General features: G+C 58.2%; 20 protein-coding genes and 1 riboswitch. Of the genes, 10 read left to right on the top strand and 10 right to left on the bottom strand.

Translation table 11 applies throughout. The features are described 5' to 3' along the window. Positions 1 to 1383 carry a phosphoglucosamine mutase gene (gene glmM / locus AC6IY8_RS17605; protein WP_497776009.1) on the top strand — a complete coding sequence of 461 codons (1383 nt, stop codon included), beginning with the start codon at positions 1 to 3 and terminating at the stop codon, positions 1381 to 1383. A gap of 62 nt (positions 1384 to 1445) precedes the next feature. On the opposite strand, the gene polA is transcribed toward glmM, so the two are convergent. Both polA and queA read right to left on the bottom strand, forming a co-directional pair. After that, positions 1446 to 4253, bottom strand: coding sequence for a DNA polymerase I (polA, locus tag AC6IY8_RS17600; protein ID WP_497776008.1), 2808 nt, complete (start codon positions 4251 to 4253; stop codon positions 1446 to 1448). Between the two features lie 55 nt (positions 4254 to 4308). Further along, on the bottom strand, positions 4309 to 5448 hold the full coding sequence (gene queA / locus AC6IY8_RS17595; RefSeq protein ID WP_497776006.1) for a tRNA preQ1(34) S-adenosylmethionine ribosyltransferase-isomerase QueA: 1140 nt from the start codon (positions 5446 to 5448) through the stop codon (positions 4309 to 4311). A 118-nt stretch (positions 5449 to 5566) separates the two neighbouring features. On the opposite strand from queA, the gene AC6IY8_RS17590 reads away from it, so the two are divergent. Further along, positions 5567 to 6232, top strand: coding sequence for a class II aldolase/adducin family protein (locus AC6IY8_RS17590; RefSeq protein WP_497776005.1), 666 nt, complete (start codon positions 5567 to 5569; stop codon positions 6230 to 6232). Positions 6233 to 6280: 48 nt separating this feature from the next. On the opposite strand, the gene AC6IY8_RS17585 is transcribed toward AC6IY8_RS17590, so the two are convergent. The 3 genes from AC6IY8_RS17585 to AC6IY8_RS17575 form a co-directional block, all read right to left on the bottom strand. Beyond that, on the bottom strand, positions 6281 to 6787 hold the full coding sequence (locus AC6IY8_RS17585) for a nitroreductase family protein (protein ID WP_497776004.1): 507 nt from the start codon (positions 6785 to 6787) through the stop codon (positions 6281 to 6283). Between the two features lie 138 nt (positions 6788 to 6925). Further along, entirely contained in the window at positions 6926 to 9040 is a 2115-nt protein-coding gene (locus tag AC6IY8_RS17580; protein WP_497776002.1) for a TonB-dependent receptor, read from the bottom strand. A gap of 102 nt (positions 9041 to 9142) precedes the next feature. Continuing rightward, a riboswitch (cobalamin riboswitch) is annotated at positions 9143 to 9341 on the bottom strand. Positions 9342 to 9482: 141 nt separating this feature from the next. Further along, positions 9483 to 10145 carry a response regulator gene (locus AC6IY8_RS17575; RefSeq protein ID WP_497776000.1) on the bottom strand — a complete coding sequence of 221 codons (663 nt, stop codon included), beginning with the start codon at positions 10143 to 10145 and terminating at the stop codon, positions 9483 to 9485. 200 nt (positions 10146 to 10345) lie between these two features. Between AC6IY8_RS17575 and AC6IY8_RS17570 the strand changes: the two genes are divergently transcribed. The 6 genes from AC6IY8_RS17570 (at position 10346) to AC6IY8_RS17545 (ending at position 17137) form a co-directional block, all read left to right on the top strand. Next, positions 10346 to 10924, top strand: a complete 579-nt coding sequence (locus AC6IY8_RS17570) for an MXAN_5187 C-terminal domain-containing protein (RefSeq protein ID WP_497775999.1) — start codon at positions 10346 to 10348, stop codon at positions 10922 to 10924. A gap of 63 nt (positions 10925 to 10987) precedes the next feature. Next, the gene (gene purH / locus AC6IY8_RS17565; protein WP_497775998.1) at positions 10988 to 12559 is read left to right on the top strand and encodes a bifunctional phosphoribosylaminoimidazolecarboxamide formyltransferase/IMP cyclohydrolase; all 1572 of its coding nucleotides are present in this window, start codon (positions 10988 to 10990) and stop codon (positions 12557 to 12559) included. A 128-nt stretch (positions 12560 to 12687) separates the two neighbouring features. Further along, the gene (gene hemE, locus AC6IY8_RS17560; protein ID WP_497775997.1) at positions 12688 to 13749 is read left to right on the top strand and encodes a uroporphyrinogen decarboxylase; all 1062 of its coding nucleotides are present in this window, start codon (positions 12688 to 12690) and stop codon (positions 13747 to 13749) included. Between the two features lies 1 nt (position 13750). Further along, positions 13751 to 14671 carry a ferrochelatase gene (hemH, locus tag AC6IY8_RS17555; RefSeq protein WP_497775996.1) on the top strand — a complete coding sequence of 307 codons (921 nt, stop codon included), beginning with the start codon at positions 13751 to 13753 and terminating at the stop codon, positions 14669 to 14671. Between the two features lie 63 nt (positions 14672 to 14734). Next, positions 14735 to 16159: a protoporphyrinogen oxidase gene (hemG, locus tag AC6IY8_RS17550; protein WP_497775994.1), complete on the top strand. Its 1425-nt coding sequence runs from the start codon at positions 14735 to 14737 to the stop codon at positions 16157 to 16159. Between the two features lie 201 nt (positions 16160 to 16360). After that, positions 16361 to 17137, top strand: coding sequence for a response regulator transcription factor (locus AC6IY8_RS17545; RefSeq protein WP_497775993.1), 777 nt, complete (start codon positions 16361 to 16363; stop codon positions 17135 to 17137). A 3-nt stretch (positions 17138 to 17140) separates the two neighbouring features. Here the strand turns inward: AC6IY8_RS17545 and AC6IY8_RS17540 are convergent, their stop codons facing one another. From AC6IY8_RS17540 to mltG, 3 genes are all read right to left on the bottom strand, one after another. After that, positions 17141 to 17524 carry a hypothetical protein gene (locus AC6IY8_RS17540; protein WP_497775991.1) on the bottom strand — a complete coding sequence of 128 codons (384 nt, stop codon included), beginning with the start codon at positions 17522 to 17524 and terminating at the stop codon, positions 17141 to 17143. 105 nt (positions 17525 to 17629) lie between these two features. After that, on the bottom strand, positions 17630 to 18604 hold the full coding sequence (locus AC6IY8_RS17535) for a small ribosomal subunit Rsm22 family protein (RefSeq protein ID WP_497775990.1): 975 nt from the start codon (positions 18602 to 18604) through the stop codon (positions 17630 to 17632). 22 nt (positions 18605 to 18626) lie between these two features. Beyond that, positions 18627 to 19604: an endolytic transglycosylase MltG gene (gene mltG / locus AC6IY8_RS17530; protein ID WP_497775988.1), complete on the bottom strand. Its 978-nt coding sequence runs from the start codon at positions 19602 to 19604 to the stop codon at positions 18627 to 18629. A gap of 25 nt (positions 19605 to 19629) precedes the next feature. Here mltG and AC6IY8_RS17525 point away from each other — a divergent pair, with 25 nt between their 5' ends. Continuing rightward, positions 19630 to 20136, top strand: coding sequence for a hypothetical protein (locus tag AC6IY8_RS17525; protein ID WP_497775986.1), 507 nt, complete (start codon positions 19630 to 19632; stop codon positions 20134 to 20136). Between the two features lie 136 nt (positions 20137 to 20272). On the opposite strand, the gene AC6IY8_RS17520 is transcribed toward AC6IY8_RS17525, so the two are convergent. Further along, positions 20273 to 20860, bottom strand: a complete 588-nt coding sequence (locus AC6IY8_RS17520) for a class I SAM-dependent methyltransferase (RefSeq protein WP_497775984.1) — start codon at positions 20858 to 20860, stop codon at positions 20273 to 20275. Between the two features lie 412 nt (positions 20861 to 21272). Here AC6IY8_RS17520 and AC6IY8_RS17515 point away from each other — a divergent pair, with 412 nt between their 5' ends. Further along, positions 21273 to 22502 (top strand): MBL fold metallo-hydrolase, encoded by a 1230-nt coding sequence (locus tag AC6IY8_RS17515; RefSeq protein WP_497775983.1) that lies wholly within the window; start codon positions 21273 to 21275, stop codon positions 22500 to 22502. 64 nt (positions 22503 to 22566) lie between these two features. Here the strand turns inward: AC6IY8_RS17515 and AC6IY8_RS17510 are convergent, their stop codons facing one another. After that, positions 22567 to 23079, bottom strand: a complete 513-nt coding sequence (locus tag AC6IY8_RS17510; protein WP_497775981.1) for a hypothetical protein — start codon at positions 23077 to 23079, stop codon at positions 22567 to 22569. Positions 23080 to 23095 lie beyond the last annotated feature (16 nt).

Genomic DNA, 23095 nt, shown 5'->3' with positions numbered 1-23095 from the left:
ATGAGGCAGTTATTTGGAACTGACGGTATTCGCGCCGTAGCGGGCGAATATCCACTGGACCGCACCACGGTCTATGCCATTGGACGCGCGCTTGGCACCCGCCTTATGCGCCGCTCCGCCGACTCCAAGGTCGTGATCGGACTGGACACGCGTGAATCGAGTGTATGGATCGCCGAGACCATAGCACGCGGCCTTGTCGACGCAGGATGCGGTTTCGCCAGCGCGGGCGTACTCACCACTCCTGGCATCGCCTATCTCACCCGTACCCACGGATTCGCCGCGGGTGTTGTCATCTCCGCCTCACACAATCCTTGGCAGGATAATGGCATCAAGCTCTTTGGCAAGAACGGAATGAAACTTGCCGACGAGATTGAGCACGAAATCGAAGCCGAAATTTTCGAGCACCTCGACCAGTTGCTTGAGCATGAGCATGACAAAACTGACCTGACAGCCGAGATCATTCCCGGACGCGCCGCACTGCGCGCCGATTATGAGCGCTGGCTCGCTTCCAATGTTGACTCGACGCGACTGGCAGGAATGCGCGTCCTGATCGATTGCGCGAACGGCGCAGCAAGCGTCGTCGGCCCTGAGCTTCTCGATCGCGTCGGCGTCAAGGTCGAAGCTCTCCACACCTCGCCCACCGGACGCAACATCAACGACGGCTGTGGTGCGCTGCATCCCGAGCACGTCGCACAGCAATTAAAGCGTCGTGCAGGCGAGTTCGACCTTGGTATCACGCTCGATGGCGATGCCGATCGCGCGCTGTTCAGCGATGCCCAAGGCAACGTGGTCAACGGTGATGCCGTGCTGCTGGTTGCGGCACGCGATATGAAAGCCCGCGGCATTCTTGCGGAAGACACTGTCGTCGCCACCACCATGAGCAATCTCGGGCTGGAAAAGGCGCTGCGCTCAAACGGCATTAAGATGCTGCGCGCCAACGTGGGCGACAAGTATGTTCTCGAAGAGATGCTGAAATCTCATGCCGTGCTCGGAGGCGAGCAGTCCGGCCATATTCTTTTCATGGACGGCGAATCCACTACTGGCGATGGCTTGCTAACCGCGTTGCGCGTACTCGATGTCGTGGCGCGCTCTGGCAAGACGCTGCATGAGCTGACGTCAGAATTCAAAGTGTTCCCGCAGAAGATTCGCAACGTGCGCGTCCGCGAGAAGGTTCCGATGAAGGACATTCCTGAGGTCGCCGCAGCCATTCAAGCAGCCGAGCAGGAACTCGATGGCAATGGCCGACTCGTAGTCCGCTACTCCGGCACAGAGAAGCTAGCGCGCGTAATGGTGGAAGCCGAAAGCGAAGCGCTCATGCACAAGCATGTGGACGCCGTGGCAGCCGAACTCGAAAAAGCTATCGGAGTTCAGGAAGTGTCGTAACGTTTGTAAGTACGCGTTGCAAGAACCCAGGCCCGCCTCACGCCGAGGCGGGCTTTGCTTTCTTAATCCATGTCGCGCCAATTGGTGCCCTCACTCACTTCGACTTCCAGCGGAACGCTCAGTTCGTGGGCGCCCTCCATACACTCCTTTACCAGTGCCTTCACCTCTTCGACCTCGTCCTGAGGAGCTTCCAGCATCAATTCGTCATGCACCTGGAGGAGCATCTGCGCCTTCAACCCGCGCTTGCGAATCTCGCGATCCAGCCGAATCATCGCAACCTTCAGCAGGTCCGCCGCTGTGCCTTGCAGCGGAGTGTTCACCGCCGTGCGTTCGGCAAATCCGCGCAGGTTTGGATTCTTGCTCAGCAGATCAGGAATGGGTCGTTTGCGGCCAAACAGATTGCGCACGAATCCATCGCGCCTTGCCTGCTCCAGCACTGAATCGCGGAACCCGCGCACACTGGAATAGCGCTCAAAGTATGTCTCGATAAACTGCTTGGCTTCCTTCTGCTCAATGCCCAACTGCGCCGCCAGTCCAAACGGCGAGATACCATACACGATTCCGAAATTCACCGCTTTCGCTCGACGTCGATGCTCGGCATCGATCAACATCGGCGGGATGCCGAAGACCTCTGCCGCCGTGATTGTATGGATGTCCTTACCCGTGCGATACGCATCGAGCAGCAGCTTGTCCTGCGAGTAGTGCGCCAACAATCGCAACTCGATCTGCGAGTAGTCGGCTGCGATCAACATCTTGCCCGGCGCGGCCACAAAAGCAGCGCGGATCTCACGCCCCAATTCCGTGCGTATGGGAATGTTCTGAAGATTCGGATTTGTCGAACTGAGTCGTCCCGTCGCCGTTGATGCCTGGTTGAAACTCGTGTGAAGGCGTCCATTGCGGCACAGTTGCGGCAACGCATCGATATATGTCGATTTAAGCTTTGTAAGCTGGCGGAACTCGAGCACCAGCTTCACAACATCGTGCTCGGCGGCCAATCCTTCCAGCACGTCCTGTGCCGTCGAGATCGTCTTCCCCTTGCCGTACTTCACTGGCTTGGGCAACCCCATGCGGTTGAACAACACATCGCCAAGTTGCCTGGGCGAATTGACATTGAACTCCACGCCCGCCATGCCGTAGATGTCCCGCTCGAGCCGGCGAATATCGCCCTGCAACTTCTGCGACATCTCGGCCAGCACATCGCAATCAAGTTGCACGCCGGCCTGCTCCATGCCATGCAACACAAACGCCAGCGGCAGATCGATCTCACGATAGAGCTGCGTAAACTGCGGCTCCGCGTCAATCTCCTCGCGCAATTTTTCGGCCAGACGCAGCGTCATATCCGCCGCTTCGGCCAGCGATCCAGTAAGCTTCAGCCCTAGTCGCCGCAGTGCCACCTCCGGCAGAGTGTGCGAACTGTATGTCGGATCGAGCAGATAGGAGTAGAGCATCGTGTCGTGCTCGACCGCGGCCAGTTCCAGCCCCGTGTCCTTCAGCGCATGCACAGTGGACTTCACGTCGTGCACTGCCTTGGTAATCTTCGAATTGGCGAGCAGTTCCGCGATACGTGTTCTGTGCTCGCTGTTCAGGTCCGACGTATAGCTTTCCGATTTGGCGATTGAGAACGCAACAGGCTGGCCCTCCTGCGGCTTCTCCGCAGCCACAACAATGGGTTCGCCGAGCGCAAGCATGCCCTGCTCTGGAACATCGTCAGCGACCTGTGTCGTGTCCTCGCTTTCCGCTGCGGCCTTGCTCGCTTCAACTTCGGTCAACCGCGCCGCGGCACTCAGGGCAACGGCGACTGTCTTCGCATTTGCGATCTCATCCAGCGCCGCGGTGGTCAGTTCTTCATATTTAGTCTCGCCAACGGCTTCGCCCTCTTCCAGAAACTCCTTTTGCAGCCCCGAGAATTCAAGTTCGCCGAAAAGCTCACGCGCGGCATTCACATCCGGATCCTTCGCACGCATTGCCTCCGGCTCAAATTCAATCGGCACATTGCAATCAATGGTGACAAGGTCTTTGCTCAGCAAGATCATCTCGCGATTCTGCTGCAGCGATTCACGATAGGTCTTTCGCTGCACCTCCGCCGCATGCTCCAGCAACGCATCCAGTGATCCGAACTGCTGAATCAACTCGACCGATCCCTTTTCTCCAATACCTGGCGCGCCAGGCACGTTGTCGATTGAGTCTCCCCGCAGGGCCATCAGGTCCACAACCTGCTCGGGCATCACTCCGAGTATTTCCCTCACCTTCTCGCGGTCGCAGATCAGGTTGTCCTTCGGCGGATTGAGCACGCAGACATTGCCGTTGACCAACTGCATCATGTCCTTGTCGCTGCTCACAACGTAAACGGAATAGCCTGCCTCTGCTGCCCTGTGCGCCAGCGTGCCGATTACGTCGTCTGCCTCAAATCCTTCCTTGCCCAGGATCGGAATGCGATACACATCCAGCGCACGATGAATATACGGAATCTGCTGACGCAAATCCTCGGGCATCTCCGCCCGGTTCGCCTTGTAACCCGCATAGGCGACTTCGACGATTTCGCCTGTCTCGCGGTCGCGCTTTTTCATCGCAGGCATGGCTGCGCCCTGCGCCTCACGGAAGCTCGGCCCCATATCGAACACCGCCGCAATGTATTCCGGCGAGAAGTCCTTCCGCAGCTTGTTCAACATATTGACGAATACGAATGTAGCTGCCGTGGGCAGTCCCGAGCGCGTGGACATGGGCCTTTGCCGTGCCATCGCGTGATAGGCACGAAAAACAAATGAGTACGCATCAATCAAAAAGATGCGGCCCTTGCCTTCCGGCGGCAGAACAGGCGTGTGAGTAGCAACAGGAGCTTCGGTAGGAGCGGATTTCTTCTTAGCTGGCACGATGAAATGCTAACAAATTAGCGGCAGGAGAGCATGAAGTGAGCCACCACCTCGCCTATTCAATAAACATGCAATCCCCATAGCTGAAGAAGCGATACCGCTCCGCGACCGCATGATTATAGGCCTTCAGAATTGCCTCTCGCCCAGCAAAGGCCGATACCAACATGAGCAATGTACTCTTCGGCAAATGGAAATTCGTCAGCATTGCATCGACCACTCGGAAACGATATCCCGGATAGATAAAGATATTTGCCTCGCCGCTATGAGACGCGAGCGCGTGCGTCTGGCCGGGGTCGGGCGAAATCTGCCCAGCGGCATATTCCAGCGTACGTACTGTAGTTGTCCCGATGGCCACCACGCGCCGCCCCTCACGCTTGGCTCGCGTGATGCGCTCGGCTGTCTCCTGAGGAATCTGGTACCACTCGGTGTGAATCTTGTGCTCCTCAACCACCTCGGTGCGAATGGGCGAGAACGTTCCAAGTCCGACGTGCAGCGTCACAGTCGCGGTCTCCACGCCTCTCGCACGCATCTCTGCCAGAATCTCGTCGGTGAAGTGCAACCCTGCTGTCGGTGCGGCCACCGAGCCGGGATCACGGGCAAACACTGTCTGGTAGCGCGTGCGATCCTCGGCTGTATCCTCGCGGTCAATGTAGGGCGGAAGCGGAATGTGCCCGAGCGCCTCGAGGCGTGCTAGAAAATCCTGAACTGGCAGGAACCGGATCGTGCGCTCGCCAAACTCACCGCGCTCCAGCACCTCGGCCTCGAGTTGCGTCTCGCCCGCAGCGTTCGGGAAGTACAGCCGCTCTCCGGGCATGATTTTCTTGCCAGGCCGCACCAGCGCCTGCCAGAGCTGATCCTCTCCCGGTAGGCGGCGCGTCAGCAGCACCTCGACCCTACCCTTGAGGAAATCACGCGAAGCCGGATTCGCCGGGCTCAGGGGTTGTGCGCGATTCCCGCTGCGGTGCCCAAACAGCCGCGCCGGGAGCACCCGCGTATCGTTGAATACCACCAGGTCCGAGGGGCGCAGCAGAGACGGAAATTCCGTGAAAACGGTATCGCGCAGGCAGGCGCCTGAAGCCAGATTCTCCGTGCACTGACGCTTAAGGTGCAGCATGCGCGAGGCCGCGCGTTCAGCGGGCGGATGCTGCGCAATCAGCTCCGGGGGCAAAGGAAAATCAAATTCGGAAACGAGCACAAATTAATTATATGGCGTCAACTTGGTCGATGAGCTGATCACAGAAATGGTGGCGGAGTGCTTGAGGCTACGGTACTATGCGTTGAGCGGGAATTTTCAGACGGGATTGAAACCGGGCATGAGTGACTACGAGTCCAGGCTAGCAATATTGCGCTTCGGCAAGCTGTTGCACGAGCGCGGCCTGATTGCCGCGACTGACGGCAACATATCCGTGCGCCTGAACGAAGTCTCGGTCCTGATTACCCCTACCTGCATTTGCAAAGGCATGATGTCCGCCGAAGACCTCCTCGTCGTGGACATGCAGGGACGCAAGCTCTCGGGTTTTCGCGACGTCACCAGCGAGATCGGCATGCACATGACGATCTACCGCATGCGTCCGGACGTCAATGCCATCGTGCACGCCCATCCGCCCACGGCAACGGGCTTTGCCGCCTGCGGGCTGCCGCTCGATCAGGCGCTCATCAGCGAAGTCCTGCTGTCGCTCGGCTCCGTGCCGCTGGCCAGCTATGCCACTCCGGGCACCTCCGAGCTGTCGGAGTCGCTCGAGCCTTTCATCCCCGATCATGATGCGGTGCTGATGGCCAACCATGGCGTCGTCACCTATGGCGGCGACTTGATGCAGGCCTACATGAATATGGAAACCGTGGAGCACTTCGCAAAGATCGCGCTCGTCGTGAAACAACTCGGCTGCGAACGCCCCTTGGGAGCTGAACAGGTGAATAAACTTCATGAAATTCGCCAACGGCTGCAGCACTACAAATCCGAACAGCGAACTCGGGCGTAAAAGAGGATCAGGAAGGGTTGGAAGCGCGGATTTTCGTCCGCGCTTTTGTTATTTCCGCTCGTGAACGAACTCTGAAATAGCACGGCGTGGACTGTCGGCTGGCGTCTCATCCGCGTACCCAATTGTCAGCAGCGCCATGGGCACATGTCCTGAAGAAATCTCAAAAACCTCGGCCACTTTTGCCGGGATGAACGCTCCCACCCAGCAGCTCGCCAGTCCCAGATCAGCCGCGGCCAGGTGCGCGATGGTCGCGGCGATGCTCGCATCCTGCAGTGCCCAGTGCTCCTTGTTGTCGTATTCGCAACGCGCCGCATGGGTGCAGATCACCAGCGCCATTGGTGCCTGCGCGACCCAGTCGTGGTTAAACGTCGTTGCGGCGAGCGCTTTCATGCGTTGCTCTCCACTCACGACGTAAATCTCGTACGCTTGAAAATTCCCTGCGGTCGGTGCCGTGCGAACCGCCTCCAAAATGCGAGAAACGAGCTCTTTTGACACCGGATCGGGACGATAGCGCCGCACCGAGCGGCGTGCCTGCACTAAATCGAAGTATTCCATCCGGTTCTCCGTCCAGTATGAATCGCGTAAATAAGCGTGACCACATCACTGCTCAAATTCATTCCAGTTTACCCGCAAAAAAATAGGAAGCCGGTGGGGGACCGCCGGCTTCCCTGGCGAAGAAGTCCTATATGCGGACTACTCGCCGCCAATCCGGAAACGCATACCCGCGCGGAAGTTCGCGGTCAACGCCGGGTATCCCAAAACCTCTTCGTAATGCTTGTTGAGTAGATTGTTTACATTGGCATAGAGCGTGGCGTGACGGTTCAGACGATACCACGCACCGAGATCGACCCTTGCATATCCGGCTGCGTGCGTGTAGCCATAGCCGAAGTAGTCCGAGTCGGGACGGCGTCCAATGAAAGAACCGCCCAGCGTTGCTCCATAGCGCGGACGCGCGTAGGACAGCAGCAGCGTTCCCGCATGCTTCGGGCGACGAATGAGCGGCGCACCGGTCGCCGTAAGCGGATCGAAGCTGAGTGGCGCTGCAAGGATCTGCGTAGAAGTATAGAAGTATGATCCTTGCACCTGGAGGGCCTGGCTGATTCTGCCGCTCAGATCCAGTTCCGCCCCATGTGCCAGCGCCTTGTTGAGGTTTATGTACTGCGAGACAAAGGTCGCCGGGTCCGTCGAGAGCGTAATCTGGTTGCGGAACAGCGTATTGAAATACGTGGCCGTGCCCGCGATCCTCGAACCAAACCGCTGCTCAATTCCCGCTTCGAGATTGCGTGCCTCTTCGGCCTTCAGGTTGGGATTCTTAATGATGAAGTATCCGCCAATGCCGAATGATTCCTCGAAACGCGGCTCCTTGATTCCCTCACTGTAACTGCCCTTCAGGCGCGTTCCGTTCAACAAACCATTTCCTCGCGCCAGCAGATAGGTGAGTGAAGCACGCGGAACGGCACGGTCGCCAAAGCTCTCGTTGTGAACGAAACGCGCACCCACGATTGCCGAGAGGCGACCTACCTCAACGAACTGCTCCCCGTACACGGCGTGATTGCGGCGGAGACCATGGTTCAGCGGTGGGAGAAGGTTATCGCCTACGAAGCCATTTTCGTCTTCGAACTCATAGCCGAAGCTCGTCCGAGCGCGCCGCGATTCCCAGACTTCGCCGTTGTAGCGAACACCAAACCGATTGATGCTGGCCTGGTCCGAGTAGGGGTAGTCGATCAAACCATAGGCGGGAGTCGTGCGCCATGGGTCGGTGACACTGTCCACATCGCGCCGCTGATGGTTGTAGTTGTAAATGGTGAGTAGATGCTGCCACTTCTCAGGCGCCGAAACATTGAACTCCAGGGCCGCGAGAAGATTGTTCTGATGAGCACGGCCGTCGGAGTCTGGCAACAGCAGTTGCTGTCCGAGGAACGTGGTTTCACCCGGCACGCCGGCATAGGAATCGGTATGCCTCACGCGCAGCCGCGCAAATGCATTCTTGGCCATTTGCAATCCAAGATTTGCGCCTTCGGTCGAGTTATCGTAGGCGTCGTTCGCGCCTTGTCCGGCGGAGTGAAACTCATCGCCGAACACGTTGTAATCAAAACGGCCGCGCGCCCCCGAAAACGACGCGTATCCGTGCCCGGTCTGGAAGTTGCCTCCATCGCCTGCGATGAGCAACTCAGGAGTTTTGGTGTGCCCGACGCTCGACGTGATCTGCACCACGCTGCTCATCGCGTCGGAGCCATAGAGCACGCTCTCCGAACCGCGCAGCATTTCGAGCCGATCCAATCCGGCCATGGAAACTGTACCGAAATCGAAGTAGCCTCCCGGATCGCTCACCGGCACGCCATCAATGAAAACCTTGTTGTAACGCGACTCGCTGCCGCGCACGAAGAGCGATGTCTGCCCTCCGCGATTACCCGCATCAGCGAGAATTACGCCAGGTAAAAATCGAAGTGCGTCCGAAGCCGACACAGGCTGCAGTGTATTCAACGTCGCCGAATCCAGCGTGGATACGCTCAACCCCGTAAGACCGGCCTCCACTGGCGAAGGCGCTGCGGAAACAACGACGGTTTCCGATTGCGAAGTCAGTTTCAGCTTCGCCGTGACCTCGCCAGACTCCTTCACATTCGTGCTCCAGCAAGCAAAGCCAGGCGCAAGAACATCGACGCGAAGCGCGTTACCCTGAAGATTCGAAAAGCTTACGAATCCACGCGCATCGCTGTTCGCAAGCGCAAGGGGCTCGGTTGAGCCGTCAGCGTAAACAGCCACTCGAGCGCCGTTCACGACGGAAGACGACGGATCGACAACACGCACACGGAGATCCAAGGCAGAGGCGAAAGTTGAAATTGTAAGTAGTAGAAAAGTGCAAAATACGAGGCGGAAAACTCGCATACTTCCTCCCTCACACGCGAAAGGGGTTGTTGGTGTGTTCGCGCCGGTCTCCTGGCTGTTCGGAGTGGTCTTGTTGACCCATTTTGCCTCACGCCTTCCCATGCACTAGGCACAGTGGCTACAAGGGCGTCTCCGACTCACAGTTGCGCGGCAGCGCGGGATTCTCACCCGCTTCCCATGCCATGAGGCGAGAGCCTCAGGCGCGCGAACGCAGACTTGGAAAAGAGCACGACTACAACCCTCAGGATTGAAGCCGATGCATTGACTTTAGGAGCTTTGTAACCCAGTGTCAAACGTGGGAGGACGAGGCAACGCCTTCAACCGAAGCTGAACGAGGTTTACCCGAAGAGTATTCGACGGTGATCTACGCCGCGCTACTGGAGCTCTCGGTGAGTGCAATGACGGCCAGTTCCAAGCGGTCCTTCGCGCCCGTCTTGCTAAAGATGCTCTGCAGATGCCGCTTCACGGTGTTTTCGCTGATCGTCAGTTGAACGGCGATATCCTTGTTCTTCATCCCGCGCGCTACGAGGTAGGCGATCTGCTTTTCGCGTTCGCTGAGCCGCTGCAAGTTGGTGGCTCGTTCCTGTTGCGTATCGGCAGACATGGCCAGCAACACGCCTTGGGCCACCTCATCGCTGAAAGCCAACTCACCGTCGGCTACGGCACGAATGGCGCCAAATAGTTTCTCCGGCGTATCACCCTTGAGCACCAGCCCACGTGCCCCCAACCGGACCACCTGCACGAAATCCGACTGGCTTTCCGAGCCAGTCAGAACAACGCTTGAGACGCGTTCGTTAGCCCGGTCGAGATGCCGAAGAACCTCAAAGCCGTCCATGGCGGGCATGAAAAGGTCGAGAACCAGCACGTCCGGATGCTCTCGCTGAATCAGTTCCAGAGCTTCCACTCCGTTGCTCGCCGTTCCCACCACTTCGAAGTCGGGTTGCGCCGAAAGCAGTGCTCCCAGCGACTCACGCAGAACCGCGTGATCGTCAGCCACACCCACGCGGATTTTCTCACCGCGAAACATGTGAGCTTAGATGCGAGTTAAGGTGCAGCGAGGAGAGCTACTGTAAACATTTTATTTTTCTGCTGGACGGCGCCCATCCGAACCTGCTCGGAATTCCTTCGATACCTCAGATTTTGCCCTCAATATGCTATATTCCAAACCAATAGCGCACCCTTTTGTACTCTGCTTTGTAATCTGAGCCGCTGCTATCCTGTAAGTCCGTGACCATTGATGAAGAGTTAGGGCTGCTAGAAGATTCTTTCCGGCGGCTGAAAATCGAATTCGACATCTACTTTGCCGGAGGTTCGAAAAAGCCTCCTGTGGACACGGAATCTCGTGTGCAGACGCTCATCCGGCGCAACATCGAGAACGGCCGTCTCACCTTCTCGCAACGATTCCGGCTGAACTCCATAGCCCAGAAATATTCGGTGTTCAGCGATCTGTGGCGCCGCAAGGCCAAAATCAAAGAAGAGGGCTACCGTCGTCCTGAAGATGTGCTGCTCGGAGTCGGCGGCTTCGGTCACCTGAATGCCTCGACCAACGCTGCTGCGGACGTCGATCCGGAAAGCTTTTTGCTGTTCACCGACGATGTGATCGAAGTTGTCGCGCTCTATGAAGCGATGGTGCGCGCGCGCGAAGTCGCAGGACAACCGCTCGGAGCTTTCGATTCGTTTGCCAAGTTCGTACAGTCAAAGTCCTCACAAATCCGCGACCAATTCAAATGCCAAGCCGTCGAGTACACTGTAATGGTGAAGGATGGGCAGGTTCGATTGAAGGCGCGCCCACGCAAAGACGTTTAGCCAGCGTCGGCAGACCATCCCCTCCCGGGGCATCCCCGAAATCTCATTGTCAGCGAGGAAGTCATGGCGAAGATCAAACGTGCCATTCTGAGTGTCACCGACAAAACCGGCCTGGTGGAGTTTGCCCGCCGCCTCGCCACTCTCGGCGTGGAACTGATTTCGACAGGCGGCACCGCGCGCGCACTGCGCGACGCAGGACTTACAGTGCGCGATATCAGCGACCTCACTGGCTTCCCCGAGATGCTCGACGGGCGTGTGAAAACGCTCCATCCTAAGGTGCACGGCGGCATACTGCATGTGCGCTCCAACGCCTCCCACGTCGCCGCAGTCCAGGAGCATGGTATCGAGCCCATCGATATGCTCGTGGTGAATCTCTACGCCTTCGAGAAGACAGCCAGTAAACCGGGCGTGCACTTTGAGGAAATCATCGAGAACATCGACATTGGTGGCCCATCGATGGTTCGCTCGGCGGCCAAAAACTTCCAGGACGTCGCGATTGTGACCTCAGTCGCCGACTACGACGCCATCGCCTCCGAGATGGAGCAGCACGCGGCCGAGTTGTCGCTGAAAACTAAGTGGGGCTTGGCGCAGAAGGCTTTTGCTACCACCGCGGCATACGACACCGCGATCGCCAACGCTCTGGCGGAAATCACAGTCGATGATGGCTCGAAATTTGACATCACTCAGATGGGCAAAAGCGCCGCATTTCCCGAAACACTGCGGCTCCAATTTCAAAAAGCTTTTGACCTTCGTTACGGCGAAAACCCGCACCAGAAGGCCGCGCTCTACTCCGATGGCAGCGGCAAGGGCGTTGCCAATAGCAACCAGTTACAGGGAAAAGAGCTAAGCTACAACAACATTGTCGATCTGCAGGCAGCGTGGGACCTGGCACAGGAGTTCACCGAACCCGTCTGCGCCATCATCAAGCACACAAATCCTTGCGGCACCGCCACGGGAAGCACGCTGAAGGAAGCCTATGTTCGCGCTCTTGAGTGCGATCCGGTATCGGCTTTCGGCGGCGTCATCGGCGTGAATCGTGAGGTGGACGGCGACGCAGCGGCGGAGATGGCGAAGCTTTTCGTGGAAGCCATTGCCGCGCCCAGCTTTACTCCCGAAGCTCGCGAGGCGTTCGCCAAAAAGAAGAACCTTCGCCTAGTCGAAATCGCCGACCTACAGCAGAAGTGGGTGCTCAAAAACGTTTCCGGCGGCGTACTCGTACAGGACAACGATGTTTACCCCATCATCGAAGCCGACCTGAAAATCGTAACCAAACGGCAGCCCACGGCCGAAGAGGTGCGCGCCATGCTCTTCGCCTGGAAGGTCTGCAAACACGTTAAGTCCAACGCCATTCTCTACGCCCGTGACGGGCAGAGCGTCGGCGTCGGCGCCGGACAGATGAGCCGTGTGGATTCGGCGCGCATCGGCGCAGAGAAAGCCGTGCTGCCCGTAATTGGAACGGTCGCCGCGAGCGACGCATTCTTCCCCTTCCCCGATGGAGTCGAAGTGATCGCAAAAGCCGGAGCGACAGCCATCATCCAGCCCGGCGGTTCGGTGCGCGACCCGGAAGTGATCGAAGCTGCTGACCGGCTGGGACTCGCAATGGTGTTCACCGGAGTGCGGCATTTCCGGCACTGACGCGCAGCGCGGGATTGGCTGATCTGGCAACTGAATATTGCTGGCGGGTACGGATTGAACCGGCGAATCCGGTGAGTGACTGGTGTCACAAGCCGGATTTTCGTCGCTCTGATAAACTCTAGTCTTCTATGTCCGCTCCTAATTCAATTTTCGTCCGTGCCTGCAAAGGCCTTCCTACTGACTCGACTCCAGTCTGGTTCATGCGCCAGGCTGGCCGTTACATGGCCGAGTATCGCGAAGTCCGCAAGCATCACTCCCTCGTCGAAATCTGCAAGAAGCCTGCGCTGGCCGCCGAAGTGACCATCACCGCAGCCGAGGCTCTCCAGGTTGACGCCGCCATTATCTTTGCCGACCTTCTCCTTCCGCTGGAAGTCATGGGTCTGCCCTTTCACTTCTCTGCAGGCGAAGGCCCGGTAATCGAGAAGCCGATACGCACGGAAGAGGACATCAAGGTTCTCACCACGGATGGCGCGCCCGAGTTGATGTATGTTTCCGATGCCATTGCTGAGTGCGTTAAGCACTGGGGCGACAAGCTGCCGATGATCGGCTTCTGCGGAGCTCCTTTCACCCTTGCCAGCTATATGGTTGAGGGCGGTGGATCGCGCAACTACATTGAAGTGAAGAAACTGATGTATCGCCAGCCTGCGGTTTGGGATGAGTTGCTGCGCAAGCTCAACGTAGTGCTCGCAGCCTACATCGCCGACCAGGTTAAGGCTGGAGCCGACGTCATCCAGGTGTTCGATAGCTGGGTGGGCTGCTTGAGCGTGGAGGACTATCGCAAGTACGTTCTACCGCGCACCAAGGAACTCATCTCTTCGCTGAAGAAGACGGGCGTGCCAATCATCTATTTCGGCACAGACAGCACCACGCTGCTTCCCTCGATGAATGAGACCGAAGCCGACGTGATCGGTCTCGACTGGCGCGTTCCGCTTGACGAGGGCTGGAAGATGATGAACTTCCGTCCGGCGGTTCAGGGCAATCTCGATCCGGTTCTGCTCTTTGCGGAATGGGATGAACTAAAGCAGCGCGCAAAGAACATTCTGGATCTGGCGGGCAATCGTCCGGGACACATCTTCAACCTCGGCCACGGAATTCTGCCGCAGACTCCGGTGGACAATGTGAAGGACCTGGCGAAGTTTGTTCGGGAGTATTCGGCGCAGCATCGTGGCGCCGCTGCCGGGATTCGATAATATGCAAAAGCCTGCCGTCCTGCTGCTTGCGCACGGAACTCCGGACACCATCGACGAGATTCCGGCCTACTTGGCCAACGTAACCAGCGGACGGCCGCTTCCGCCCGCCGTTGTAGAAGAAATCAAACATCGATATTCATTGATAGGCAGCTCGCCGCTCACGGACATCACCATGCAGCAGGCGGCGCGCATCTCCGCCGAACTCGCATTGCCTGTCTACGTCGGCATGCGCAACTGGAAGCCATACATTCGCGACACAGTAGCGCAAATGGCTGCCGATGGCATCACGCACACAGTGGCCATCTGTCTTGCGCCACATAATTCGCGTACCAGCGTCGGACTTTATCGCCGCGCTGTTATCGGCGAAACAGGACAAGCGCCGTTCACCGTAGACTTCGTGCCCGAGTGGCATTCGGAGCCCCTACTCATTCGCGCTTTTGCCGAAAAGCTTCGCGATGGCTGGTCGCGCGCATGCTGTGAAGCGAACGCTCCAGTACCAGTTTTGTTCACGGCGCATAGCGTTCCCACACGAACCATTGAGGCCGGGGACAACTACGAGCGCCAGACACGCGAAACCGCTGAGTTGATCGCCGCTACGATTCCAGAAATTGAGGGACACTGGCATTTTGCGTTTCAGAGCCAGGGCATGAGCGGTGGAGAGTGGCTGGGGCCAACGGTCGAAAGCGTGATTGATGAATTGGCCGCCGCTGGTCACAAGCATTTGTTTGTGCAGCCGATTGGGTTTGTGTGCGATCACGTGGAAGTGCTCTACGACATCGACATCCTATTCAAGTCCTACGCTGCCGACAAGGGAGTAACGCTTTCACGCGCGGAATCGCTGAACGACTCCGTGTTGTTTGCGCGCGCTGTCGCGCAACTTGCGCGCACGCGCCTAGCCGCGGTGGCGCAATCCGGATCTTAGGTTTATACGGCTTCCCAACATAATTGGCGGGCTGAGTAGTCTATAGTGCGGGAGTTCTCATACATGCGTATCGCAATTATCGGTGGCGGCATCTCGGGACTGAGTGCCGCTTATTACTTGGAGCAGGAGCGCGCGGCTGGCGCTCCGGTGGAATACTCTCTTTTCGAATCGAGTGAGCGGCTCGGCGGCGTGATGTTTAGCGACAAAGTGGGCGACTGCGTTGTCGAAGGCGGGCCGGATTCATTTCTTACCGAAAAGCCTTGGGCAAATCAGCTCTGCGCTGAACTCGGAATCGCAAACGATCTGATTGGCTCGAACGATTCTCAGCGCGTGACCTACATCGTAGTCAAGGGCCGCCTGATTCCGATGCCCGATGGACTGATGTTTATGGTGCCGACGAAGTTGATTCCAACCGCGCTGACACCGCTGTTTTCGTGGGCGACGAAGTTCAAGATGCTCGGCGAGCTGATGCATCCGCCGCGCCCTGTACACAAGGATGAAACCGTAGCGCAGATGGTGGAGCGCCACTTCGGAGCAGAGGTTGTCGATCGTCTTGCTGATCCTCTGCTATCGGGTGTGTATGGCGGCGACGCGTCTTCGTTGAGTGTCCGCGCGGTGTTGCCGAAGTTCGTGGAGATGGAAGAGAACTACGGATCGCTTTGCAAAGCGATGCTTGCAGGCCGCAAGAAAATGGCGGCGATGCAGAAGGCAAAGGGCTACACGCCGAAGCCGCTGTTCAGCTCGCTCAAAGGCGGCATGCAGCAGATGATCGATGCGATTGTTTCACGACTCGACCGGCAGAGCCTGCGCACTGGAACCGCAGTGAGCCAGCTCACGAAGAATGAAAGTGGATGGGAGCTGATTACGCCGCGCGGAGCAGAGCAATTTGATGCCGTGATTTTCGCGACACCGGCGCGCATCGCCTCGAAAATGCTAGCTGAAATCGATTGCCAGCTTTCGGAAGATTTGGGGAAAGTGGAGTACAGCTCTTCGGTGACGGTGACGCTGGGATATGAGCGCGAGCAGCTGAAATCGTGCCCGCCGGGATTTGGGTTCCTGATTCCGCGCAGCGAGGGAACACGCATGCTGGCGACAACCTTCGTGCATACGAAGTTTCCGTTCCGCGCGCCGGATAATAAGGCGCTGGTGCGCTGTTTCCTTGGCGGCGCGAATGATGAGAGCGTGCTGAAGATGAGCGACGAGGAGATCACGGCGGTAGTGCGCAAAGAGCTGAAGCAGATCACGGGACTTGCGGCGGAGCCTTGGTTTGTGAAGGTTTATCGCTGGGATCGCTCGATGGCGCAGTACACGCCGGGGCATTTGGAGCGCATAGAACGCATAGGCGCGACGCTGAAGCAGATGCAGAATCTGTCGATTGCCGGAAACTTCTACAAGGGAATCGGCGTGCCGGACTGCATTCGGACGGGCAAGGAAGCGGCGCAACACATGGCTTCACTGGCGCGTCAGGGGCAGGCGGTAAAAGCGTAGCGATTAGGCAATTTATCAGCAGGTTGGCGGCGGAGCGTTACTCCCTTTGAAACGGGGTGCTCCGCCGTTTGAACATTAGCAGAAGGATCAACACTTCACTCCAGCAGTTCACTCCAAAGGCAATCTTGACGCTTTCTTCGACCTCGGGCCCGAGTTCGACGGCTCGCTTCGGCGCGGTTCGGTACTGTACCATCGAAGGCGATGGCTCGAATTCTGATCGTCGAAGATGAAGTTCACCTGGCGCAAGGCGTGCTATTCAACCTGGAGGTTGAAGGGCATGAGGCCGCGGCGGTGGAGACAGGCGAGGCTGGGCTCGAGCGGCTGCTGAATCGCGGTGAGCATTTCGATGCCGTGGTGCTCGACATCATGCTGCCGGGCGTGAATGGGTTCGAGGTGGCAGAGAAGCTGCGGGAGGCGAAGAACTACGTTCCGATTCTGATGCTGACGGCGCGGTCGCGTCCCGAGGATGTGCTCAAAGGATTTGCGGCGGGGGCGGATGACTATCTGCCGAAGCCGTTCGACTTAGGCATACTGCTGGCGCGAATTAATGGGCTGCTGAGGAGAACGCAGTGGCAGCGCGAAGTTTCAGCGCGCGAGGCGGCAACGGTTCCGGCGTCGAAAGACGGCACGGCCGTCGCAGCGGCAGACCAGAACGGGGAGCGGGCGGCGTCACGTGACGTGTTTGCCTTTGACGGCCGTGCACTCGATTTCAGCACGCTGGAGTTGATGGCGCCGAAGGGGAAGATTCAGCTCACGCTGATGGAAGCGTCGCTGCTGCGATACTTCATCGATCACCGTAACCAGAACGTGAGCCGCAAGCAGATACTGGAAGAGGTCTGGGGACTGCACGAGGACACGGACACGAGGGCGATCGACAACTTCATCGTGCGGCTGCGGCGGTATATCGAAGACTCCCCGGCAGACCCGAAATACCTGATCACGGTGCGCGGCGTGGGATACCGCTTCCTTCCAGAGTAGGTTCTACGCGGCTTTGAGGCCCTTTGCGCCTGGAGTTGAGGCCTCGGGTTCGACATTGACATGGAACCGCGCATCGTCGGCAAGTTGGCGCGAGCGAAGCGTCTCCGTAATGTACTCGACAAGTCCGCTGAACTCGCGCGGGCTGATCTGCTGCAAATCGATTGATATGTTGGCGCGAAAGCGCATATGGTGGCCCGCTTTCTTGGGTTGAGCCTTGGCGGGCTGCGAACTGCTCAACATTCGCTCGAGATTGAAAAGCGAATGGCTGCCGCAGACCAGGCACTCATCCGACAAGGCCGTGGTAATCGACTCGCAATTGATGCAGAGGACCGCACCACGTAGGGGGACTACGTTGGCTTCACTGGTGACTCTCGCGGCTTGAGGCATAAAGGGACCCGCCCAACTCCTTACAATATTGCCTCATTCAGAGGTGAGCGACGGAGGCAGAGTTGCCTAGGTGGGACCGGGCAGAGCTGGCCTGAGCCCTTCTGCTTACCAGCGATCGCCCCAGTTGAGTCGCTTGAGGCGGCGCCAATCTTCTTTTTGAGACCGGGTTACGGTAACGCTGGCGATTTCGCCTTGGCGGCAGAGGGAGAGCTGCGTGTACCCGCTGAAAACCTTGGGGTGGCGCACGACGCGAGCGGCAGGAAGATGCGATTCGCCGCGGGTGAAGGCGACGTAGGAGAACTTCTCGTCTTCGTGGCCGAGAGTGGCTTCCTTGAGGCGGCGATGCTCGGCAGTGCGCTCGACGCGGGCGGCGAAGTGGCACCAGTCGGCGGTTCCGGCCATGGGACAAGGGAGAGCGTTGGGACAAGGCGCGGCGAGAGTTGCACCTGCCGAGAGCAGGAGCGAGCGGACGGCGAGGATGTTGGCGTAGCCGGGTTTGGTGCCGGGTTCGATGATGACCAGCAGCTTCGAAGTGCGAGCCCATGCCTGACGGATGAGTGCGGCGCGTTGCGGTTCGGAAAGCTCGTTGAGAGCGTAGCAGCAGAGAACGAGGTCGAACGAGCCCGAGGGCAGAGCGGAATTGAGATCGCCCTGATGCCAGGTGGCTTGGCACAGCGCAGGGTGTTCAGAGTGCGAGGCGAGGCGGCGAGCGGTATCGACGAGCCTGGGGTCGCGCTCAAAGGAGGTGGCGGATTCGAGGCTGGGAAATATGTGAGTGGCAGCCCAGAGAGCAGTGCCGGGGCCGCTGCCGAGATCGAGCACGGAACGGGGCGCGACGCTGGTGGTCTCGCGCGTCCACTTGAGAGCCGCTACAGCAGCAGCAAACGTAGCAGGCAGACGTACGGCGAGGTAGGCAGCGCGGTGGTCGTCCGTGGACAGTGCGGGGCCGGATGCTGGCTTGCTGTTTTCACTCTGGCGGTAGGCGGCCGTCAGCGAACTTGAGGCTGCACGCAGGCGAGCGGGATTGCAGTTCGCGAGTTCCTCGTCGATGGCGCGGCGCAACTCGATGGGAAGCTGCATCAGCGTGCTCTCCGTGAGGGCATCAACGGGCCTTCATGGCCTTGCGGTAGGCGATGACGTTGCGCTCATGCTGTTCGAAGTTGGCGGAGAAATGGTGCCGTCCGCTGCCGTCTCCCGCGGCGACGAAGAACAGGTAGGCGGTGCTGGCCGGTTGCATGGCGGCCTTGAGCGAAGCAGCGCCGGGATTGGCGATGGGGCCGGGCGGGAGTCCGGCGAACTTGTAGGTGTTGTAAGGCGAGTCGGATTGCAAGTCGCTCTGGTAAATGGTGCCGCGGTAGTTTCCGTTGAGTTGGGCGGCGTAGGCCACGGTGGGATCGGCGGCAAGCGCCATGTTGCGAGCGAGGCGGTTGGTGTAAACGCTGGCGACCTCGGGGCGTTCGTCGGGCGCGGCGGTTTCCTTTTCAACAATCGATGCGAGGGTCACGATGCGGTGCGTGTCGTGAGCGAGGCCGAGCGTCTGCGCCTCACGCTGGAAGCGGTGAACCATGGCGGTGGCCATGTCGCGCATGGTCATGGTGCGCGAGAAATTGTAGGTGTCCGGAAAGAGGTAGCCTTCAAGCGAGCGGGCCTGAGGATCGAGGGCGCGGACGAGGTCGGTGTCGTGGGTGGCAACCTTGAGGAAGTCCTCTTTTTTGCCCAATCCTGCGGCTTCGACGGCGGAAGCGATCTCGAACATATTGAAGCCTTCAGGGACGACAACGGTGTGGACGAGTATGTCTCCGCGAGCGATGCGGTCGAAAACTTCGAGTCCGTTGGAGGCCTGAGTGAAGCGGTATTCACCGGCCTTGAGCTTCTTCTTGGGCATGGCGTAGTGAAGCAGTTTGAAGGCAAGAGGGCTGCGGATGACTCCGGCACGCTCGAGTTCGGCGGCGATAGTGCGCGAGGAAGAGCCCGGAGGGAAAAGCAGGGTTTGCGGGACAGGAGGGGTGACTGGGATGGCCAAGGCCCAGGCAAACCACAGGATGGCGGCCAGAAGAAGTAAGGAGATGAGGCGAACCATATGGATCTAGTGTAGATGAAAGCGGATGGTGGGGAAAAAGCAAAGGCGGCATTCGGAAGGTGGTGGCCGAAAGGGGGTCAAGAGAGAGAGCAAGGACAAGAGCAAGAGCAAGGGCAAGAGGAAGAGCAAGAGCAAAGCAAGAGCAAGAGCAAAGCAAGAGCAACCCCGAGCAAGAGCAACCCCGAGGTCCTTCGCTTCGCTCAGGATGACACCTCAAAAACGAAAACAACAGCAAGAGCAAAAGCAAGAACAGCAGCAAGACCAGAAGCAAAAACAAGAGCAACTACCCGGAGAGCGGTGTGAGGGTAGGGGTCCCTCGCTTTCGCTCGGGATGACACCTCAAGAGCAAGAGCAGTCGCAACAGCACGAGCAACAGCAACAGCACGAGCAACAGCAACAGCAAGAGCAACTGCACGAGCAAGAGCAATGGCAAGAGCAACTGCAGGAGCAAGAGCAACTGCAAAACACCCACCTCTGCCAGAAGAAGGCAGAGGTGGGGCACCACTTCTTCATAAGCACCATCTCGTCATAAGCACCATCTCTTCAGCACCACTTCAGCACAACTTCAGCACAACTTCTTTATGAGCACCGCTTTCTTCATGAGTAAGATTTCTTCATAACCATCATTTCATTTTTCTTGAAAGGTGCGGACAAGGGTGAGCAGCGGGTCAGGGGCGCTTTTGGCAGGTGAAGAGTTGGGCGGGGAGGACGTTGAGGGGTTCGAAGTCGGTGCGGACGTTGCCGAACTCGCGGCGCAAGTATGGGAGGACGGCGCGAGTGAACTGGTAAATGAGCAGAGCACCGGCAGGATTTAGGGCGGCACGGGATTCGCGCAGCACGCGAACGCGCACGTCTTCGGGAAGAGTTGTGTAGGGGATGCCGGAGATGATGTAGTCGGCTCCGCGGTGACCGAAGCTCTTGAGGACTCGACGCACGTCGGCGGCGGAGCCATGCACGATCTTGAGGCGCGAGTCGCGGTGCCGTTCGCGTAGCAGTTTCACGAAATCATCATTCATCTCGATAGCGATGAGCACTGCATCTGCTGGAAGGCGCTCGAGGATGGCGGACGTGATGGTGCCTACGCCAGGACCGTACTCGACCACAACTCTGGTGCGATTCCAGTCCACCTGCTGGAGGAGTCGGCCGATGAGAAAGCGGGAGCTCGGAATGATGGAGCCAATCATCCTGGGATGTTTGAGGAAGTTCTGTGCGAAGACGAGCGCCCGAGGTGAGCGGCTGGGGAGAGCTGTGGACAAGGTTTTTTCTCCGGTGCGCTTCGTAGGATGCACACACAGTGGCTCGCGATACTGCTGGTGGACAGCAGCACTGAATGGACTCCGGCGTGCGCAGCGGAGGTACGTCGCTGGGCAGAGTTGATATGGAATGAGGTGTTGCTCTCGCTGCGCCGCGTGCGTGGTTCATACGCGAGTGAATGTGTGCGCGGAAGTGGAGCGGTGGAAAAAATTGGTGTTCAAGATGCAGTCAGTGGATGAATTTCGAGACGCAGCGGAGATTAATTCACGACCATTAATAAGAAATGTAAAGAACTGTTGAGAAAGGCCAACTCCGATAAGAGCAGCGGACATCTAGGCGCGAGTTGATCACGAGGTCCTTTGATTTGACGCAAAGAACCCACTTCACAACGATCAACGGACAGGGGAACTCTCGATGAGAAAATGGATGTGTGTATTGGCCCTGTGCAGCGTTTCCGCCGTAGCAGTAGCCGACAGTGCAAACAGTTCCGCAACAGCAGCAGCCCGCCAGAAAATTTTTGGAACCGAGAATGTAAACGTCAAAGGACAGGTCGCAAGTAACAAGGTGATCTTTTCCTGGCTGACCAATGCGACGTTTGCTGCGTCGGTGATGGGAAGAGTGGTGTTGCTTGACTCCTTTGTGACGCGCCTGGAAGTAACGCCTGGACGTACGCCGATTGTGATTCAAGATCTGGTGGACCTGAAGCCGGAAGCAATCTTCCTGGGGCATGGCCACTTTGACCACGCAGACAACGCGGCCTACATCGCAAAGCTCACGGGAGCGACGATCTATGCTACGCCGGAGACATGCGACAACATGCAACTGGATGAGGCAAGAATCTTTGGCATGGGTTCGACGGTGAAGTGCGTTGGAGTAACATCGCGCGGCTCACTGCCGGGTAGTGAACTGGTTCCCATCGACGCACTGGAGCCGGTAGCATCCATTGTCGGATTTAAGCATTTGCACTCGACCAATACGGCGCCACAGGACACGAGTTTCCCTCCGGTGGTGATCAATGCACCGGTGAGCGGAACCTGCGCAACGCCATGTAATATTGCCGACCCGCGCGACGCAAGCATGTTCCCGGCCGGCACTCCCCTTTCGACTGTGCTGAATATTGCGACGGCTCGCGTGGGACAGGGCGGACCGATCAGTCTCGCATTCGTATTCAAGGTGCGGGGCGGAAAGAATTTCACTTTTGTGTGGCACAACACGACGGGCGCGCTGCGTGAAGGATGCGCGCTGCCAAACAATATTGCTGGAACCAATCCTCCACAGCCGAGCCAGCCTGGACAGGATGCTAGTGGCTGTTTTGGCGTAGCAGTTGGACAGAAGCTGGCGCAGGTCATGGACTCATTTGCGCCGGTGGATGTGGAACTGGGATCGGTAGTGAGCCTGGGATACAACATCAACGGCGAGCGCGACATTGTGGACTACAACACGCACTTCAAGCCGAAGGTGTTCATCCCGAACCACGTGACGGCCGTGGCAGTGGAAAGCTCTTCGCTGGAATGGAAAGTTGGCTACACGATGGAACAGAACGCAATGGGAATTCCAGCTGCGGAAAGACCGCAGTTGATGTGGCTGGTGGACCCGAATGATTATCTGCGCCCGCTGGTGTTCGATCCAAAAGACAAGCAGTAGAGCGCATCTAACAGCGAAGCCCCGCACTGGAAAAGGAGTGCGGGGCTTTTTCATTGCGCGAATGTCAGTGGCCGGAAGCAGGCGCGGAGGAGGATAGCGAATTCAGATCGATGCGAAACAGTGTCTGGTCGGCGGTGACAAGGGTGAGCATCGCGGGGTTGGCTCCGAAGGTAAGCGAAGCAATCGGGGAGATGAAGTCGAGCTGATCGCGCTGCTTGAGGGTGTGCGCGTCGAAGATGGTGAGGCGTCCGCGATTGTTGTGCACGAGCAGGTGCTTGCCATCGGGTGAGACGGTGGCAGCGCGTCCGAAGACGCGTCCCTGAAGGTGACCGTCGAAGGTATAGGCGAGCAGGCGCTCGTTGTCATCGCGAATGAAGAGGCGATCGGCGGTGAAGAATGCGTCGGTGAAGCGGAAGGAGCCCTTGCCGGTGTCGATGAGCGCGCGGGCGCGGATGTTTCCGGTGTCGAGGTCGATGAGTTCGAAGTAGAAGACACCCTGCTTGTCGCGAAGCTCCTGCTGACGTTGCTGAAGCTGAGGGTTGATGCGGATTTGCGATTTGGCTTCTTCGTCCTTCACGGGCCAGATGAAAACC

It is taken from the genome of Koromonas soli, assembly GCF_059726265.1.
This window is presented reverse-complemented; position numbering and strand designations above follow the sequence as displayed.

Bases quoted from the DNA above. Each gene is read 5' to 3' on its own strand.
- AC6IY8_RS17515 (WP_497775983.1), top strand. From the start codon at position 21,273: ATGAGAAAATGGATGTGTGTATTGGCCCTGTGCAGCGTTTCCGCCGTA.
- AC6IY8_RS17545 (WP_497775993.1), top strand. From the start codon at position 16,361: ATGGCTCGAATTCTGATCGTCGAAGATGAAGTTCACCTGGCGCAAGGC.
- AC6IY8_RS17540 (WP_497775991.1), bottom strand. From the start codon at position 17,524: ATGCCTCAAGCCGCGAGAGTCACCAGTGAAGCCAACGTAGTCCCCCTA.
- glmM (WP_497776009.1), top strand. From the start codon at position 1: ATGAGGCAGTTATTTGGAACTGACGGTATTCGCGCCGTAGCGGGCGAA.
- hemE (WP_497775997.1), top strand. From the start codon at position 12,688: ATGTCCGCTCCTAATTCAATTTTCGTCCGTGCCTGCAAAGGCCTTCCT.
- hemG (WP_497775994.1), top strand. From the start codon at position 14,735: ATGCGTATCGCAATTATCGGTGGCGGCATCTCGGGACTGAGTGCCGCT.
- AC6IY8_RS17525 (WP_497775986.1), top strand. From the start codon at position 19,630: ATGGTGGGGAAAAAGCAAAGGCGGCATTCGGAAGGTGGTGGCCGAAAG.
- purH (WP_497775998.1), top strand. From the start codon at position 10,988: ATGGCGAAGATCAAACGTGCCATTCTGAGTGTCACCGACAAAACCGGC.
- AC6IY8_RS17535 (WP_497775990.1), bottom strand. From the start codon at position 18,604: ATGCAGCTTCCCATCGAGTTGCGCCGCGCCATCGACGAGGAACTCGCG.
- AC6IY8_RS17590 (WP_497776005.1), top strand. From the start codon at position 5,567: ATGAGTGACTACGAGTCCAGGCTAGCAATATTGCGCTTCGGCAAGCTG.
- mltG (WP_497775988.1), bottom strand. From the start codon at position 19,604: ATGGTTCGCCTCATCTCCTTACTTCTTCTGGCCGCCATCCTGTGGTTT.
- AC6IY8_RS17575 (WP_497776000.1), bottom strand. From the start codon at position 10,145: ATGTTTCGCGGTGAGAAAATCCGCGTGGGTGTGGCTGACGATCACGCG.
- AC6IY8_RS17585 (WP_497776004.1), bottom strand. From the start codon at position 6,787: ATGGAATACTTCGATTTAGTGCAGGCACGCCGCTCGGTGCGGCGCTAT.
- hemH (WP_497775996.1), top strand. From the start codon at position 13,751: ATGCAAAAGCCTGCCGTCCTGCTGCTTGCGCACGGAACTCCGGACACC.